This is a genomic window from Pseudophaeobacter sp. 1A09344, from assembly GCF_041008745.1.
GTDB lineage: Bacteria > Pseudomonadota > Alphaproteobacteria > Rhodobacterales > Rhodobacteraceae > Phycobacter > Phycobacter gallaeciensis_A.
The window spans coordinates 33306-48927 of the sequence record NZ_JAXGFS010000005.1 but is presented as its reverse complement, the minus strand read 5'-3'; the positions used below and the strand labels follow the sequence as shown (position 1 = coordinate 48927).

General features: G+C 60.8%; 12 protein-coding genes. 6 read left to right on the top strand and 6 right to left on the bottom strand.

Annotation, left to right across the window (positions count from 1 at the left end; all coding sequences use genetic code 11):
- The first annotated feature begins 37 nt into the window (after nt 1-37).
- A complete protein-coding gene (locus SM765_RS10235) occupies nt 38-913 on the top strand; it encodes a hypothetical protein (RefSeq protein ID WP_274837725.1) in 876 nt (291 codons plus the stop codon).
- 30 nt (nt 914-943) lie between these two features.
- On the opposite strand, the gene SM765_RS10230 is transcribed toward SM765_RS10235, so the two are convergent.
- Entirely contained in the window at nt 944-1381 is a 438-nt protein-coding gene (locus tag SM765_RS10230) for a hypothetical protein (RefSeq protein WP_274837724.1), read from the bottom strand.
- A gap of 201 nt (nt 1382-1582) precedes the next feature.
- Here SM765_RS10230 and SM765_RS10225 point away from each other — a divergent pair, with 201 nt between their 5' ends.
- Complete coding sequence (locus SM765_RS10225) at nt 1583-2575, top strand: GT-B fold glycosyltransferase domain-containing protein (protein ID WP_065272993.1); 993 nt, start codon at nt 1583-1585, stop codon at nt 2573-2575.
- A 19-nt stretch (nt 2576-2594) separates the two neighbouring features.
- On the opposite strand, the gene SM765_RS10220 is transcribed toward SM765_RS10225, so the two are convergent.
- Nucleotides 2595-3488 (bottom strand): LysR family transcriptional regulator, encoded by an 894-nt coding sequence (locus tag SM765_RS10220; RefSeq protein WP_065272994.1) that lies wholly within the window; start codon nt 3486-3488, stop codon nt 2595-2597.
- 133 nt (nt 3489-3621) lie between these two features.
- On the opposite strand from SM765_RS10220, the gene SM765_RS10215 reads away from it, so the two are divergent.
- The 3 genes from SM765_RS10215 to SM765_RS10205 all read left to right on the top strand — a co-directional run bounded on the left by SM765_RS10215 (nt 3622) and on the right by SM765_RS10205 (nt 6957).
- On the top strand, nt 3622-4812 hold the full coding sequence (locus SM765_RS10215; protein ID WP_065272995.1) for a cytochrome P450: 1191 nt from the start codon (nt 3622-3624) through the stop codon (nt 4810-4812).
- A gap of 75 nt (nt 4813-4887) precedes the next feature.
- A complete protein-coding gene (locus SM765_RS10210) occupies nt 4888-5919 on the top strand; it encodes a TRAP transporter substrate-binding protein (protein WP_065273778.1) in 1032 nt (343 codons plus the stop codon).
- Nucleotides 5920-6072: 153 nt separating this feature from the next.
- Nucleotides 6073-6957 carry a DMT family transporter gene (locus tag SM765_RS10205; RefSeq protein WP_274837723.1) on the top strand — a complete coding sequence of 295 codons (885 nt, stop codon included), beginning with the start codon at nt 6073-6075 and terminating at the stop codon, nt 6955-6957.
- 409 nt (nt 6958-7366) lie between these two features.
- On the opposite strand, the gene SM765_RS10200 is transcribed toward SM765_RS10205, so the two are convergent.
- From SM765_RS10200 to dctP, 4 genes are all read right to left on the bottom strand, one after another.
- Entirely contained in the window at nt 7367-8407 is a 1041-nt protein-coding gene (locus tag SM765_RS10200; RefSeq protein ID WP_274837722.1) for a fatty acid desaturase, read from the bottom strand.
- Between the two features lie 312 nt (nt 8408-8719).
- Nucleotides 8720-10075, bottom strand: coding sequence for a TRAP transporter large permease (locus SM765_RS10195; RefSeq protein ID WP_065272999.1), 1356 nt, complete (start codon nt 10073-10075; stop codon nt 8720-8722).
- Nucleotides 10076-10078: 3 nt separating this feature from the next.
- Nucleotides 10079-11401 carry a TRAP transporter small permease subunit gene (locus tag SM765_RS10190; protein ID WP_274830066.1) on the bottom strand — a complete coding sequence of 441 codons (1323 nt, stop codon included), beginning with the start codon at nt 11399-11401 and terminating at the stop codon, nt 10079-10081.
- A 94-nt stretch (nt 11402-11495) separates the two neighbouring features.
- Entirely contained in the window at nt 11496-12593 is a 1098-nt protein-coding gene (gene dctP, locus SM765_RS10185; RefSeq protein ID WP_065273001.1) for a TRAP transporter substrate-binding protein DctP, read from the bottom strand.
- Between the two features lie 526 nt (nt 12594-13119).
- On the opposite strand from dctP, the gene SM765_RS10180 reads away from it, so the two are divergent.
- A complete protein-coding gene (locus SM765_RS10180) occupies nt 13120-15615 on the top strand; it encodes an ATP-binding protein (RefSeq protein ID WP_368981500.1) in 2496 nt (831 codons plus the stop codon).
- Nucleotides 15616-15622 lie beyond the last annotated feature (7 nt).

Sequence of the window (15622 nt, the reverse complement as noted above, 5' to 3'; positions counted from 1 at the left end):
ACCCGTTAAATCATCGCACAAGCAAGGCCCCGATTTCATGCAGGTCATCCTCCACGTGGGTGCACATGGCACCGAAGAAGACCGGTTGCTGAAGACACTTTTGAACAACAAGGAGGCGGCGGCGAAACGCGGTGTCGCTATTCCCGGTCCCGGCAAGTACCGTTACCTGCTGAAGGATTGCATGGGGGCGCTTCTGACTGGAACTCCGGCGCCGGACTCTGGCGAGGTCCTTTGGGATTCGATCCTGGAGCAGGAACATGCAGACCGGGTGATCCTGTCCAACCCGCATTTCTTCGGCTCGCAGCGGCAGGCGCTTGAGGGGCATAACTTCTACCCTGAAGCGGAAATGCGTATGGGGGCGCTTGCGCGGCTGTTCCCGGAAGATCAGCTGGAAATCCATATGGGGCTGCGCGATCCCGGCAGCCTGTTGCCGACCCTTCTGGCGGATGCCAGTCCGCAGCGTGTCGATCAGGTTCTGCAAAGCAGCGACCCGGTGGCCCTGCGCTGGTCGAACCTGCTGCTTCGCCTGCGTACCGCGGTGCCGGATGTGCCGATAACCGTCTGGTGTTACGAGGATATGCCGCTGATCTGGGCGCAGATCCTGCGGCAGATGATGGGCTTTAATTCGGAAGAGCGGATTTCGGGAGGTATGGATCTGCTGTCCTCGATCATGTCCACCGAAGGCATGAAACGGCTGCGCGCCTATCTGCATGAACACCGGGATATGACCGAGGCGCATAAACAGCGGGTGATCGCCGCCTTCCTAGGCAAATATGCCATCGACGAGGCGATCGAAGAGGAAATCGATCTGCCGGGCTGGACCGAGGATCTGATGGACACCCTGTCAGACCTCTATGAGGAAGATCTGGAACAGATCGCACAGATCCCCGGCGTGACCCTGCTATCGGCCTGATCCGGGGCCATTGGCCCAGGGGCCGTCTGCTCAGGGGGTGGCCGGTTGCCCTTGCCGGTTCACGGTCTGGGTCTCGACCGTCATATCATCATAGGTAAGCTCGATCGTGATCGTCTCGACGCTGCCTGGGGCAAAGGCGCGGTAGGGCAGGCCGTCTTCCTCATGAATGGCGTTCGGGGCGGCCTGATCCAGATGGCAGGTCGGCAGAGGCCAGATTTCCGGGCCGCCATCGTTGATCGATAGCCGGATCCGTGCCAGCCCGCAGCGCCAGGACCACAGGTGGGTGACATAGACCAGATCCTGTCCGTTGAAATCCCGGACCGAGATCCAGTTGGCGCGGGTGGCTGCCAGGATCGGCTTGACCTCTGCCGCGGTGGTAAAGGGCGGATCGGCCAGGGCGGGCGTCCCCAGTGTCAGGGCACAGGCCAGCGGAACCAGAAGATTTCGGGACAGGGGGGTAAACATCATACTCTTTCCTTCAACATGAGGGCCTTCAACAAAACGGGCCATTTAGCATAGCAGAGCATTGCGAAGACGCCCCCTTTGCAACAGCGTCCAGAGCCAGCACGCCCGGCGGGGCAGAATAGTTTTGACCCTGTCTGCACGGGATTATACTGAAGAAATGCACCCCGCACAGCCATCTTGAGCAGGCGGGCAAAGAGGTTTCAGATGGCAGAGCAGCCGCCCTTCAACATCGTAATCGTCGCTCAGAACGGCAGGTTGCAATACGAGGCGATCCTGTTTGCGGCCTCGCTCCGCCATGCCTCGCCGGGGTTCACAGGCCGCCTGTTCGTGGCTACGCCCCGGCCCGGTCCGCTGTGGAAAAAGGATCCGTCTTTGCGCAGCCAGCAGGTTCTGTCGGTGCTGGAAAGGCTTGGCGCAGAGATCCTGCCCTTTGACAGTCAGCTGTTCGGGGAAAACTATGCCTATGGCAACAAGATCGAGGCCTTGCAGGCATTGCCCGAGGGCGAGCCATTCGTGTTTTTCGACAGCGACACGCTGATCACCGGTGAGCTCTCCGAGGTGCCGTTCGATTTCAGCCGCCCCTCGGCCTCTTTGCGCTGCGAAGGGACCTGGCCCAAGCCAACGCTTTATGGGCCGGGCTATACCGGGATCTGGCGGGCACTTTATGACCGCTTCGGGCTCGATTTCGAAAGCAGCCTCGACCTGTCGCAGCCCGAGGGATACTGGCGGCGCTATCTTTATTTCAACGCCGGGTTCTTCTACGGCGCTTGCCCGCGCCGGTTTGGCGCGCGCTTTGCCGAATATGCCACCTCGATCCGGGATGATCTGCCGGTCGAACTGGTCGGCCAGTCGCTGGATCCCTGGCTGGATCAGATCGTGCTGCCTTTGGTGATCCATTCCTTTGGTGGTGGGCGCGATGCGTTGCCTTCGGGCTATCTTGATGGGCAGACCAGCTGCCATTATCGGCTGTTTCCGCTGCTCTATGCGCGCGAAACCGATCACGTCATTAAGGTCCTGCACGAGGCATCGGCCCCGAACTGGATCAAGAAGGTGCTGAAAACCTACGAGCCGATGAAGCGGATGATCTATCAGGGGCGGGGCGAAAAGGTGCGTGCGCTGTTTGATCAGGCGAACCTGCCACGGCGTGAACAGGCGATCCGCAACCGCATCAAATCCGAAGGTCTGTGGATGCGCTGATGACCCAAGGACGCGCGGGTCAACAGACGCGGGCGATCTGGTCGCGCAGCCAGACGTGCATCGCTGAATGATGGGTGCGCGATGTCCAGGTCAGGTCGATTTCGAACTGCCCGGGAAAGGGGCAGGGCGCGGCCTGAACCCTATCCTTGAAATGTTCGGCCAGCCGCGAGGGCAGCGTAGCGATCATATCGGTGCCTTCCAGCAACTCCGGCAGGGTGGCGGGGCTGGGAATCGACATCACCTGGTTGAGCGATTTCCCTGCCGCTGCGATTTCCATCAGAAATCGGGACCGCCAGGAATCACCATAGTTCACAACCACTTGCGGCACGGCCAGAAATTCAGCTTCGGAGCGCGGCATGCGGTCCGGCGGGGCATCGCGGGCCATCACCATGACCGCATGTTCGCTCAGCAACGTGCGGCGGAAATAATTGCTGCCCTCGATCCGTACCGGCCCGATCAGAAGATCGCTTTCGCCGCGGTCCAGATGTTGCTTGCCTTCCACGGTTGAGGTCAGGATCGAAATGCGCAGTCCCGGCGCGCTGCGGCGCAGGTTGCGCATCAGTTGCGGCAGGATGGTGGCGCGTTCGTAGTAGTTACAGGAGATGGTGATCTCGGCCTCTGCCTCTCCAGGGTCAAAGGCGCGCGGTTCGGCCAGTTGCAGCACCTCGTCCAGCATCCGGCTGGAGGTGGCGACGATTTCCTCGCAGCGCTCGGTCGAGACCATGCGCCCGCCCTGGCGCACGAACAGCGGATCGCCAAAGGCGCGGCGCAGTCGGTCGATGGTATAGCTAACGGTCGACTGGTTGATGTTTAGCGTCTCGGCCGCCCGGGAAAACGACCGGTAGCCATGCACCAGTCGCAGGGTGCGCAAAGCAGCGAAATCAATGCTGAGTGGATCGGGATTGGATTTCATTTTCGCAGTCTAACCCGTTTGTACACCTCTTGTATTGAAAAATTGCATGTTCAAAATCAACAAAATCGGATTGCCTCATTTTGGCCGGAGCTTTTAGGCTCGTTCGGATCACGTCGCACTCGGGGAGGAGAAGATGACGGTTTCGATGCTGCAACAGGCACCGCAGGAGGAGACGATTACGATCCGGGACCTGACCCTGGATCCTTATCCGATTTACCAGCGCCTGCGCCGGGAGGCGCCCGTAGTGCGGGTGAAATCGCTGGGCCGCACCATGCTGACCCGCGCCGAGGACACCAAATACGTCAAGGACAACCCAGGCATCTTCAGCTCCAACGATCCCAAGACGCCGATGCAGCGGGCCTTCAGAGCGCATACGCTGATGCGCAAGGATGGCGCCGAACACGCGCGGGAGCGCGAGGCGATGGCGCCGACCTTTACCGGGCGCAATATCAAGGGTTGCTGGGAGGGTATCTATACCAAGATTGCCGAGGATTTCGTCGCGGGGCTGCCACGCGGCGAAACCGTGGACCTGTTCCCGGCGCTGGCGGGCCCCTTTGCGGCGCGCTGCCTGAAACACCTGTTGGGTATCCCCGAAGCCAGCGACGATGACATGCAGCGCTGGAGCCAGATCCTGATCGACGGGGCCGGCAACTTCGGCTTCACCGATGAGCTGTTTGCCCAGTGCGATGCGGCGAACGATGAAATGGATGCGCTGTTCCGTGCTGCGATCCCGCGCCACAAGGCCGATCCCAACCCCAGCGCCCTGTCTGTGATGGTGAATGCCGAGGATCCGATCCCCGAAAGCCAGATCTTTTCCAACATCAAGATCGCGATCGGCGGCGGCATCAATGAGCCGCGCGATGCGTTGCTGACCATCCTCTACGGCCTTTTCACCAACCCTGAACAACTGGCCGAGGCAAAGGACAAGGCGCTATGGGGCCAGGCCTTTGAGGAGGGGGTGCGCTGGGTTGCGCCGATTCAGGCCAGCTCGCGTCTTGTGCTGGAGGACACCGAGATCCGCGGACACCTGATCCCCAAGGGCGATACGGTGATGACCATTCAGGCCTCGGCCTGCCGCGACGAAGAGATTTTCGAGGATGGCGAAAGCTTCAACATCTTCCGCGAGCGAAAACCGCATCAGGCCTTTGGCAACGGACCGCATTTCTGTCAGGGCACACATATTGCCCGGCGCATGTTGGCCAATATCATGCTGCCGATGCTGTTCGACCGCTTCCCCAACATGACCCTGTCGGACAGCGAGCCAGTCAATTTCTACGGCTTCGGCTTCCGCGGCCCCCGGAACCTGCCGGTCACGCTGAACTGACAGCCACACACGTATAACAAAGGGGCGGTGATCTAATGCCGCCCCGGTCTTCATCATCATCTGGGAGGAAACATGATGAAACATACCCTGCTGGGCGCCGCGTTTTTTGCCGCGGCCACCGCATTGTCACCACTGATGGCACAGGCGCAGGAGGTGACGCTGCGGCTGCACCAGTTCCTGCCGCCCCCCGCCACCGTGCCAAAGATGATCCTGAAACCCTGGGGAGCGCAGGTGGAGGAAGCCTCTGGCGGGCGGATCAAGATTGAGCATTTCGATGCCATGTCGCTGGGCGGAACCCCGCCGGGTCTGATGGATCAGGCGGCTGATGGGGTCGCTGATATGGTGATGACCGTGGTGGGTTATACGCCCGGCCGCTTCCCCAAGACTGAAGTGTTCGAACTGCCCTTCATGATGACCGATCCGGTGGCCACCTCGAAGGCCTTCATGGAACTGGTTGAAACCGATCTACAGGAAGGCGAGTACAAGGACGTCAAGGTGCTGGGCGCCTGGGTGCATGGCCCCGGGGTGATCCACACCGAAAGCGGTGTGAGCAAGCTGGAAGACATGGAAGGGCAGACCCTGCGCGGTCCGACCCGGATCATCACCGATATGCTGAAGGAACTGGGCGCCACCCCAGTTGGCCTGCCGCTCCCCGCCATCCCCGAGGCGCTCTCCAAGGGCGTGATCAGCGGCACCGTGATCCCCTGGGAGGTCACTCCGGCGGTCAAGCTGACCGATCTAGTGGAACACCACACCGAGTTCAGTGGCAAGGAGGCGCTTTATACCGCGACCATCGTGCTGGTGATGAACCGCGACAAGTACAACGCCCTGCCGGATGATCTGAAGGCTATTCTCGACGCGGAATCGGGCCAGAAACTTTCGGCCTTTGCTGCCAAGGTCATGCTGGAGCGCGATGCGCCGGGCCGCGAAATCGCCGAGGACAAGGGCAACGAGATCGTCGTTCTCGACGAGGCCGAAGTGGCCCGCTGGAAGGAAAAGGCACAGCCTGTGATCGCCCGCTGGATTGATGAGGTTGGCAGCAAGGGCATCGATGGAGAAGCCCTGATTGAACAGGCCAAGGCGTTGATCGCCAAACACGGCGGATAACACCCCGATCCCAGAACCGATGGGGTACGAAAGGGCGTGGGTCGCTGACCTGCGCCCTTTCTTTGTGCCGGGGATCCTGCGCGGGCGGCTCTGCGTTGCAAGTTGCGGGCTTTGCGGCGATAGATCGTGCAGAGGCAGCACGCAGGGGCGGACATGGGGTCTTTCAGATGGATGGGGCTGGGGGCGGTGATCCTGGCAGCGATGCTCTGGGGCACCACCGGGACAGTGCAGGCCCTTTTGCCTGCGGGCCGTGATCCGCTTGCTGTGGGGGCGCTGCGCCTGCTGTTCGGCGCCGCTGCCCTGTGCGTGCTGGCAATGATGCAACCCAAGAACCGACTGGCCCTGCGGCATCTGCCGCTGCCGGGGGTCCTGTTCGCCGGTGTTGCGATCGGCAGCTACAACCTGTTGTTCTTCTACGCGGTCGCGCTGGCCGGGGTCGGGATCGGTACCGCGGTCGCCATCGGCAGTGCGCCGATCTGGGCCACGCTGTGGGAGCGGTTTGCGCAGGGGCGCAGGCCCGGTCCTCTGCGGCTCATGGGGCAGGGGATGTCGGTTCTGGGCGTTGGTCTTCTGGGCTATGCGGGCGCAGGCGAGGGCGGCGCACTGTCGGGGGTTATCCTGGCGCTGCTCTCGGGTGGCTGCTATGCGGCCTATTCGCTGGCCACTAGTCGCATGGGCGGCACGCTGCCTTCGACCGTAATCGCGGCTTCGACCTTTACCGTTGCGGCGCTGGTAACTGCGCCGGTTCTGTTCATGGTGCCGCTCGATTGGCTGGCGGGGCCCTCCGCCTGGACCGGGTTGGTATTCCTTGGCGTTGGGGCCACGGCGCTGTCCTATGCGCTTTATACCTGGGGGTTGACCCGGGTCACCGCATCCACCGCCGTTACTCTGGCGCTGGCCGAGCCGGTCACCGCATGGTTCCTCGCCACCATAGTGGTGGGAGAGGCGGTAACGCCGGGCGGTCTGACCGGCGTGGTGATGATCCTTACGGGCCTGCTGGTGGTGACCCTGTTTCGCGACCGGGCGCCGGGGCGGTAGGGCGCCATGAGGCAGGACCTGCAACAGCTGTTGCTGCGGCCCCTTCGCCGGGGACTGTGCCTTTGTGCGGATATGAACAGGGCGGGGAGGCTGGCTGATATTCTGCCGCGCTGACGCTGGCAGGCACCGGATCAGAGATCGCCTCTCCCTTGAATTCCGGCGCGTCGAAATCGAACCGGCGCAGCAGCCGGAACAATGCCCTGCGCCGCAGCGCAGCCTCTTCTTTTTCGAGCAATTGATGCATGTTGATCAGACCCCACGTCCACAGATCGGAAAACCCTGGCATGCGCGTTGCAAACAGAGAGTTTCCGGCGATCCGGAAAAATAGCGAGAGTTTTCGGAGTATTAAGCTGAGTGAACCGCGTCTTTGCTCATGAAAGACGCGGTTACAGGGTGGCTTTGGCCCGGATCAGGCCGTCGCCAGCAGCGGGCGGGCCTGGGCAAAGGACAACAGGCGGCGGCTGTCTTCGTCCCAGAGGTGCAGCCGCGCATTGGCCAGGCTTTCGCGGATGGTCATGCGGTTGCTTTCGGCCAGTTCTTGATGGTCGCGCAGCACTTCGGTCAGCCGGTAGAACGGGATGCGGCTGTAAAGGTGATGCACGTGGTGGATGCCGATATTGGCGCTGAACCACTGTAGCACGGCGGGCAGCTGGTAGTAGGAACTGCCATGCAGGGCGGAGTCATGCAGCTGCCAGTCTTCGTTGCTGTCCCAGTTGGTATGTTCGAACTGGTGCTGCACGTAGAACAGCCAGACGCCGATGGTGGCCGCCAGCAGGGTGGTCGGCAGGAAGATCAGCAGCAACGGTTGCCAGCCGCCGAAATACCAGATCGTCAGCAGCGCCGCCGCAATGGCCAGATTGGTGAGCATGGCGCTGACCCAGTATTTCGCACTGTCCATCAGTCCCAGTGGCACCCGGTTTTGCAGCAGGAACAGATAGCTGGGGCCAAGGCCGAACAGCACCAGTGGATTGCGATACAGCCGGTAGACAAGGCGCTGAAACGGACCAAGCGCGCGGTATTCAGCGACGGTCAGCGTGTGGACGTCGCCCATGCCGCGTTTGTCGAGGTTGCCGGTGGCGCTGTGATGCACCGAATGGGTGCGGCGCCAGACATCATAGGGCGTCAGTGTGACAACCCCCATGACGCGCCCGATCCAGTCGCTGAAGGTCCGGTTGGGGAAGAAGGCGCCATGGCCGCAGTCGTGCTGAATGGCGAAGAGCCGCAGCAGGAAGGCGGCGTTGAAAAGGGAAATGCCGAAGGCCAGCCAGTAGCTGACCGACAGGCTCCACCAGGCCAGAGCCCAGAGAATCACGAAGGGAATGACGGTTGCACCCAGTTCAAAGGCGCTGCGCAGCTGGTTGGGATCCCGGTAGCCGGCAAGGGTTTTCACCCAGTCGCGTGCAGGAGTTGCACCCCGGGGGGTGCTGTGTAGGTCGGTCGTGTCGGTCATGCGCCTGCTGTATTATTGCTTCTTGATTGTCCCGATACCCTAGCAGATGGGTATGGCAAGCGAAATTTGAAACTCCTTTGCCGGAACAGGAACTGCGGTCATGGTCTGTGCGGGCGCTTTTGCGGCGTGAAATTCGGCAAAGAACACATTCAACCGGCTGATTTTGAGGGATAAAGCAGGTCGTGCTTCTCTGCTGGGCCGGGGATTGGCAGAGACAATGCGCCGCAAGGGCACAAAGTCACAAAAATATGAGCCGCCCCGGGGCGGAGCGGCTCATGGTTGGGTGTCTGGCCGGTTGGGCGGCAGTCTTGCTTAGCCGTAAACCAGGCGCGGTAGCCATGTGATGATCTCGGGGAAGACCATGCAGAGGATCAGGCCGAGGATCTGCAGGCCAAGGAAAGGCAGCGCCGATTTGAAAATATCCGTCATCGGGATTTCTGCCGGAGCCACGCCGCGCAGGTAGAACAGCGCATAGCCAAAGGGCGGCGACAGGAAGCTCATCTGCATGTTGACGAGGTAGAGCACCCCGAACCACAGCACCAGATCCGCCTCAGAGGTGAGGCCAAAGGGTTCAGGCCCCATCGCCTTGATGATCGGCACAAAGATCGGCACGCAGAGCAGCAGGATACCCACCCAGTCAAGGAACATGCCAAGGACCACCAGGACGATCATCATGATGATCAGGATACCCCAGGGACCAAAGCCGGTTGCTTCCAGCGCCGATTGCACGAACTGCTGGCCGCCTTCGAGGACGTAGAGACCTACAAAGATGGTGGCGCCGAACATGATCCAGATCACCATGGCGCTGGCCTTGAGTGTGCCGATCGAAGCCTCGCGCACGGTCTGCCAGTCCAGCTTTCGGTGGATCGCGGCAACGATGAAGGCACCGAAGGTGCCGATGCCAGCCGCCTCAACCGGGGTAGCAACACCGGTAAAGATCACCCCCAGAACGATGACGATCAGAGCGATAGGCGCCGACATATTGCCCATCAGGCGCATCTTCTCTGCAAAGCTGACGCGTTCTTCCACCGGGATCGGCGGGCCAAGCTTGGGATTGATCGTGGAGCGCAGGATCACATAGAGCACATAGGTGCCCGACAGCATCAGCCCCGGAAACACCGCGCCGATGAACAGCTCACCCACCGATTGCTCGGCCACCACGGCATAGATGATCGCCAGGATCGACGGTGGGATCAGGATGCCGAGCGTGCCGCCCGCCATGATCGACCCCATCGCGATCTTCGGATCATAGCCGCGTTTCAGCATCGCGGGCAGGGCGATGATGCCCATGGTCACCACCGCAGCGCCGATGACGCCCACCATGGCCGCCAGAACGGTTGAGGCGATGATGGTCGCGGCGGCAAGGCCGCCTTTGACGCCGCCCAGCACCTTGTAGATCACATCGAACATGTCGTTGATGATCCCGGCCCGTTCCAGCATAGAGGCCATGAAGATAAAGAGTGGGATCGCCGAGAGCTGATAATTGGTCATCAGCGGGAAGATCCGGCTGGGCACGATATTCAGTGCCCTCTCATCGCCAAGCACATAGAGAAACACGCAGGCCAGACCGCCGGTGACAAAGGCCAGCGGTAGCCCCGCCAGCAAAAGCGCCAGCAGCGAGCCGAACATGATGAGTGTCAGCCACTCAATTCCGATTTCCAGACCCATGTCTTAGGCCCCCTTCACGATTGCGCGCACGTCCTGCGCAAGCTTGGAAATACCCTGCAGAACCAGCAGCAGGCCCCCGATCACCATGACCCATTTCATCGGCCACAGCGGGATTTCCCATTCATTGAAGCTGATTTCGCCCCAGCGGATATTCGGATCGGTCCATTGCGCCAGGCTCATGCTGCCCAGCATTTCACCAAATCCGATATTGCCGCGCGCCCATTCCGAGATGACCCCGTTGCCGGTCGCCACCGCGTTTGCGTCCAGCGCGAACTTGTAGCCGGTGAAGAGCAGGGTGAAGGCGAAGATGAAGAAGAAGATCGAGGTAAACAGATCCGCCCAGGCCCGTTTCGGACGGCTGAGTGGCGCATAGAAGATGTCGACGCGTACATGCGCCTCGGTCAGCATCGCATAAGAGCCGGCAATCAGGTACTGCATGCCGAACATCAGATACATCGCCTCGTGTGCCCAGTTGGTGGGCGAGCCGAAGACATAGCGGCTGATCACTTCGAAGTAATAGACGAAGACCGCGATTACCGCCCAATAGCTGACGAATTCACCCGCCATCAGGGATGTCCGGTCGATCCAGCCGGTCCAGCCCGTCGACACATGGCTGGAATCCTCGACCCGCTCAGATTCTTCCAGCTCCCGCAGGGCCCTTTCCGCTTCGCTTTCGGGTTCCTCCTCGGGCAGGTTCTGATTGGCGCGGCGCACCAGACCCGGCATCAGCACTGCATCGACCAGCATCGCCGCCAGCAGCACATAAAGCGCATAGGCGCCCACCTTGTTCCAGAAGGCCAGATTGTCGCCTGCCACTTCCAGCGCGGGGGTGGCGGTTTTCAGATCCTCAGTTGCCTGCGCGATCCTTTCGCGCCCGTCACTCAGCCGCTGTTCGGCGCGGGCGATGTTCTTTTCGGCGCGACGTTTGGCAAAGGTGCCTTCTTCGGCCTCGGCCAGATCCGCGCGCATCTTGGGCAGGTCCGCCTCGGCGGCTTCGATCCGGCCGGTTTCGCGCTCCAGCGTCCGTTCCGCCTGACGCACCACGTTGGAGGCATCCGACAGCACGCTGCGGGCTTCCTGGCCGTTGGAGTTTGAGATCAGGATCAGAATGAAGACCGGAATGAAGGCCAGGCCCATCAGGCTGCGCAGATAGAACCGGTGCAGACCCAGCATGCCGCCGGTCACGAGAATGAAATAGCCAAGCGCGTTGGTATATTTGCTGGGGCCGGTCCGTGGCCGCCTGGCCAGGACCATGGCCACCAGCGGAAAGACGATCAGTCCCACCCAATAGGCCCAATGGGGCAAGGTGACATCGAGGCTGGGCATGGGGTCCCCCGTTATTTTTGATTGTTTGAGGTCAGAGCAACGGACCCGCACGCGATGTGCGGGTCCGCATTGGTCAGCGTCGCCTGGGGTCTGATTACAGATCCAGCGACATGCCTTCGGTCAGGGCCGGGTCCACATATCCAAGCGAGCCGGACTGCATGTAGTCGAGGATGGTCTTGAAGATGCGGGCGCTGGATTTGTCGCGGTTGGCGTATTTGTACCAGACCGGGACGGCGACCTCGGTCATCAGCTCCACATCGTCCTGGCTGAGGCGGGTAACCTCGGTTCCGTCGGCCTCGAACTTTTTCCAGGCTTCCTGGTCGGCGGCCTGGATCGCAGCGTGGTGCATGTCGGAATAGACGTGGGTCTCCATTTCGACGAACTGTTGCATCTGCGGCGACAGCGCGTTCCAGCTCTCCATGCCCACGGTCAGATCCATGATGTCCACCGGCTGGTAGAGCGACATGAAGCCCGGAGGACCCATGACGATATAGTCGGTGACCTGGCTGAAGCCGAGCGAGTAGTTCACCGCCGGACCCACGTAGTCGGCCACGTCGATGGTACCCTTCTCCAGCGCCGGGAAGATTTCCGAGCCGGGCAGAACCGTGGTTTCGGCACCGATCTCGGTAAAGATCTCGGCGACCATGCCACCGGGCAGGCGCATCTTGCGGCCACGGAAGTCGTCGATCGAGCGGATCGGCACCTTGGAGTGGATGATATTCGGGCCGTGGTGGATCGGGCCGACGAAATGCATGCCCTGCGCCTTGTAGAGCTCGCGCGCCATATCAAGGCCGCCAAGCCCATAGTAGAACACGTCATATTCATGCGGGTTGCGCAGTCCCAGCGGGAAGGACGACAGGAACACCGCCGCCGGGATGATGCCCTGGGCATAGATGGTAAAGGGGTTCACCGCGTCCAGAACCCCATTCTTCACCGCGTCATAGAGCTGAAAGTCCCCGACGACGTCATTGGCGCCAAAGGGTTGAAAGGCCAGCTCACCGCCGGTCTTTTCGACGATGCTACCGCACCAGTCCTTGAAGATCTGCAGACCTGCACCGCCCGGCCAGGATGTCTGCACCTTCCAGGTTTTTGTGTGACTCGCCGCCGTTGCGATATGGGGTGCGGCCAGTCCCGCTGCACCCAGACCGGCAAGACCTGTCAGCGCGCCGCGGCGCGTTACGATTTTTGACATGATTTTTTTCCTCCCTAAACCTGTCTTGCGACAGTTCCGAACCCGCTTCCTCCTGCAGGTTCTTGAATATGTTAGGCGGGGAAGTACAAATTTTCAAAATCATATATGTTGTTTTTCGCAAGGGGATGGATAACGCTCGGGTAAGGATTTGATTCAACTGCGGGAATACCGTTCCTTCCGGCACGCGACCGCGGACTGTATTTTTTGTCGGTGTTTCCCTTGGGTCACTTTGCACAGGTTTTATCGGCATGGGAGCGCGTGTTCAGCCATATTGTCCTTGCTCCCAGGGGGCGGCTGTGCTGTTGCGGCGGCCAGATGGCGTACCGCCAAAAGGAGAGCGGACGTCCGTTGGGTAGGGTGAAGGTGCAACGGGGATGTTTATATTTCTACCGTTAAGAGCTATTGAACCACTTAAGGCCATAAGGGGAATTGCCGGTTGTTTTGCGGCACCCATTGCAATTTTAAGAGGCTTTTGATGGTCGTGAGTTCCAATACACGTGCAGATTTGCGCCGTGTGGCCAGGGGAGTGTCCAATCGCTCTTACCTGTCGGTGCTTGTGACCATTGTGGTACTAGTCGGCGCCTCGATATTTGCCGAGCAGCAGAACTCCACCATCTACAGCCAGCGTCTGCGCGCGGATGTGCAAAGCGAGGTCGGGTTGATCCGATCCCGGCTTGAGGGCGCGCTCAATGCCGATATTCAGTTGGTACAGGGCCTGGTTGCAGTGATGTCGACCGAGCCGGACATGACACAGCAGCGGTTTTCCGATCTGAGTGCGCAGATGATCGGGCGGGACGGGCAGATTACCCATCTTGCCGCGGCTCCGGATCTGGTGATCTCTCTCATTCACCCGCTGAAGGGCAACGAGGCGGCGCTGGGCCTTGATTACAACCAGCACAAAGCGCAGCGCGCGGCCGCTGAGCAGGCGCGCGATACTGGCAAAATCGTTCTGGCCGGACCGGTCAAATTGGTACAGGGCGGCGAGGCCTTCGTGGCGCGCTTCCCTATTTTCACCTCGCAGGACGGTCCCTTGCGCTTCTGGGGTATTTTGTCAGCAGTCATCAGTGCCGATGGGTTATACGAGACCGTTGGTCTGACCGACCCGGATCTGGGCCTCGATATTGCGATCCTTGGAAAAGACGGCAAGGGCGCGGCGGGTGAGCAATTCTTTGGCTCCGAACAGGTGATGGATGAAGACCCTGTGCGTACCGATGTCGCTCTAGCCGAAGGCAACTGGGTGCTGGCCGCCACGCCCAAAGGCGGCTGGGACGTTACGCCGGACAATCTCTGGACCCTGCGGCTGCTGCTGCTTGTAGGCGGACTTCTGGTTCTGGTCCCGACCGCGCTTGCCACCCGCATGGCCGATGCCCGCAGCCACGCGATCGAGAAACTCAAACGCCGTGAACGGGATCTGGAAACCCTTTCCCGGCGTCTGGAGATTGCCGTTGAGACCTCCAAGATCGGCATCTGGGAGCTGGACGCGGAGACCGGTGAACTGATCTGGGATCGGCGCATGTCCGACCTTTATGGGATCGAGGCGCCGAACGGGAAAATCAATTTCTCCGAGTGGAAGAAGTGCCTGCATCCGGACGATTGCCAGCAAGCCGTGGAAACCTTCTGGCGCGCTACGCACGATGGCAAGAATTACCTGTCGGAATACCGCATCTTGCTGGAGAACGGCGAGCAAAAGCATATCCGGGCGCTGGGCTGCGCCTTCTCCGATGCCTCCGGGCGACTGCGCATGATCGGGGTCGACTGGGATGTCTCTGGCGATGTGCACCTGCGCGAAGAGCTGATCCGTGCCAACCGGGCTTTGACCCAGCGCAACAGCGAGCTACACGAGGCCAAGCTCAACGCCGAACAGGCGGACCGGGCGAAATCGGAATTCCTCGCCAATATGAGCCATGAAATCCGCACACCGATGAATGGCATCCTTGGCATGGCGGATCTTCTGGCCGAGGCTGAACTGCCAGATGAAGAGCAGCTTTATGTGGAAACCATCCGCGATTCCTCCAATGCTCTGCTGAAAATCATCAACGACATTCTTGATCTCTCGCGCCTTGAAGCCGGCAAGCTGGACATAACCCCGACGGATTTCGATCTGCGCAGCTGTATCGTGCAGGCAGTGAACCTTTTGCGGCCCAAAGCCAACGGCAAGGGGCTGACGGTTGAGGTGGAGATCGACGAAACCCTGCCGCAGCGCATGCGCGGTGACGATGGTCGCTTGCGCCAGATCCTGGTCAATCTTGTGGGCAACGCGGTCAAGTTCACGGCACAGGGCGGGGTTGTCGTGCGTGTCACCAGTGATCCGGAGTCGCCCTACCGGCTCGTGGTTGAGGTCGAGGATACCGGGATCGGCATTTCCGAAAGCCAGGCCGAGCATATCTTTGACCGTTTTGCGCAGGCGGACGCGGCCACCACCCGTGCCTTTGGGGGAACCGGCCTTGGCCTGACCATCTCCAGCATCCTAGCCGAGCGGATGGGCGGCACCATTTCGCTTCAGCCGAAACAAGCCGCCGGGCAGGGCTCCTGTTTCCGGCTCGAAGTCCAACTGGAGCCGGAACAAACCCCAGCGGCTCAGCAGAAAACGGAAACCGCTCCTGCGGTGGCAACCGAGGTTCTGACCGGCGCCCGGATCGTGCTGGCTGAGGACAACCGGACCAACCGGCTGCTGATCCAGAAATATTTCGCCGGGCTTCCTGTTGAGTGCGTCGAGGCCGAAAATGGCCGCAAAGCAGTTGATCTCTGCCGGGAGCAAATGCCGGATTTCGTGCTGATGGACATGTCCATGCCTGAACTGGACGGGGTCGAGGCGACAAGGGAAATCCGCGCTCTGGTCGGCCCGCAACCGGTGATCGTAGCGCTGACTGCCAATGCCTTTGACAGCCACCGCACAGAATGTCTGGAGGCGGGAATGGATCATTTCCTGCAGAAACCGATCCGCAAGGCTGTCCTTCTCCAGACGCTGGCCACTTTGCAGATGGCCCGCATGCCGGAGGCCGAAGAAGTGCGGGTCGGATAGCGCCGGA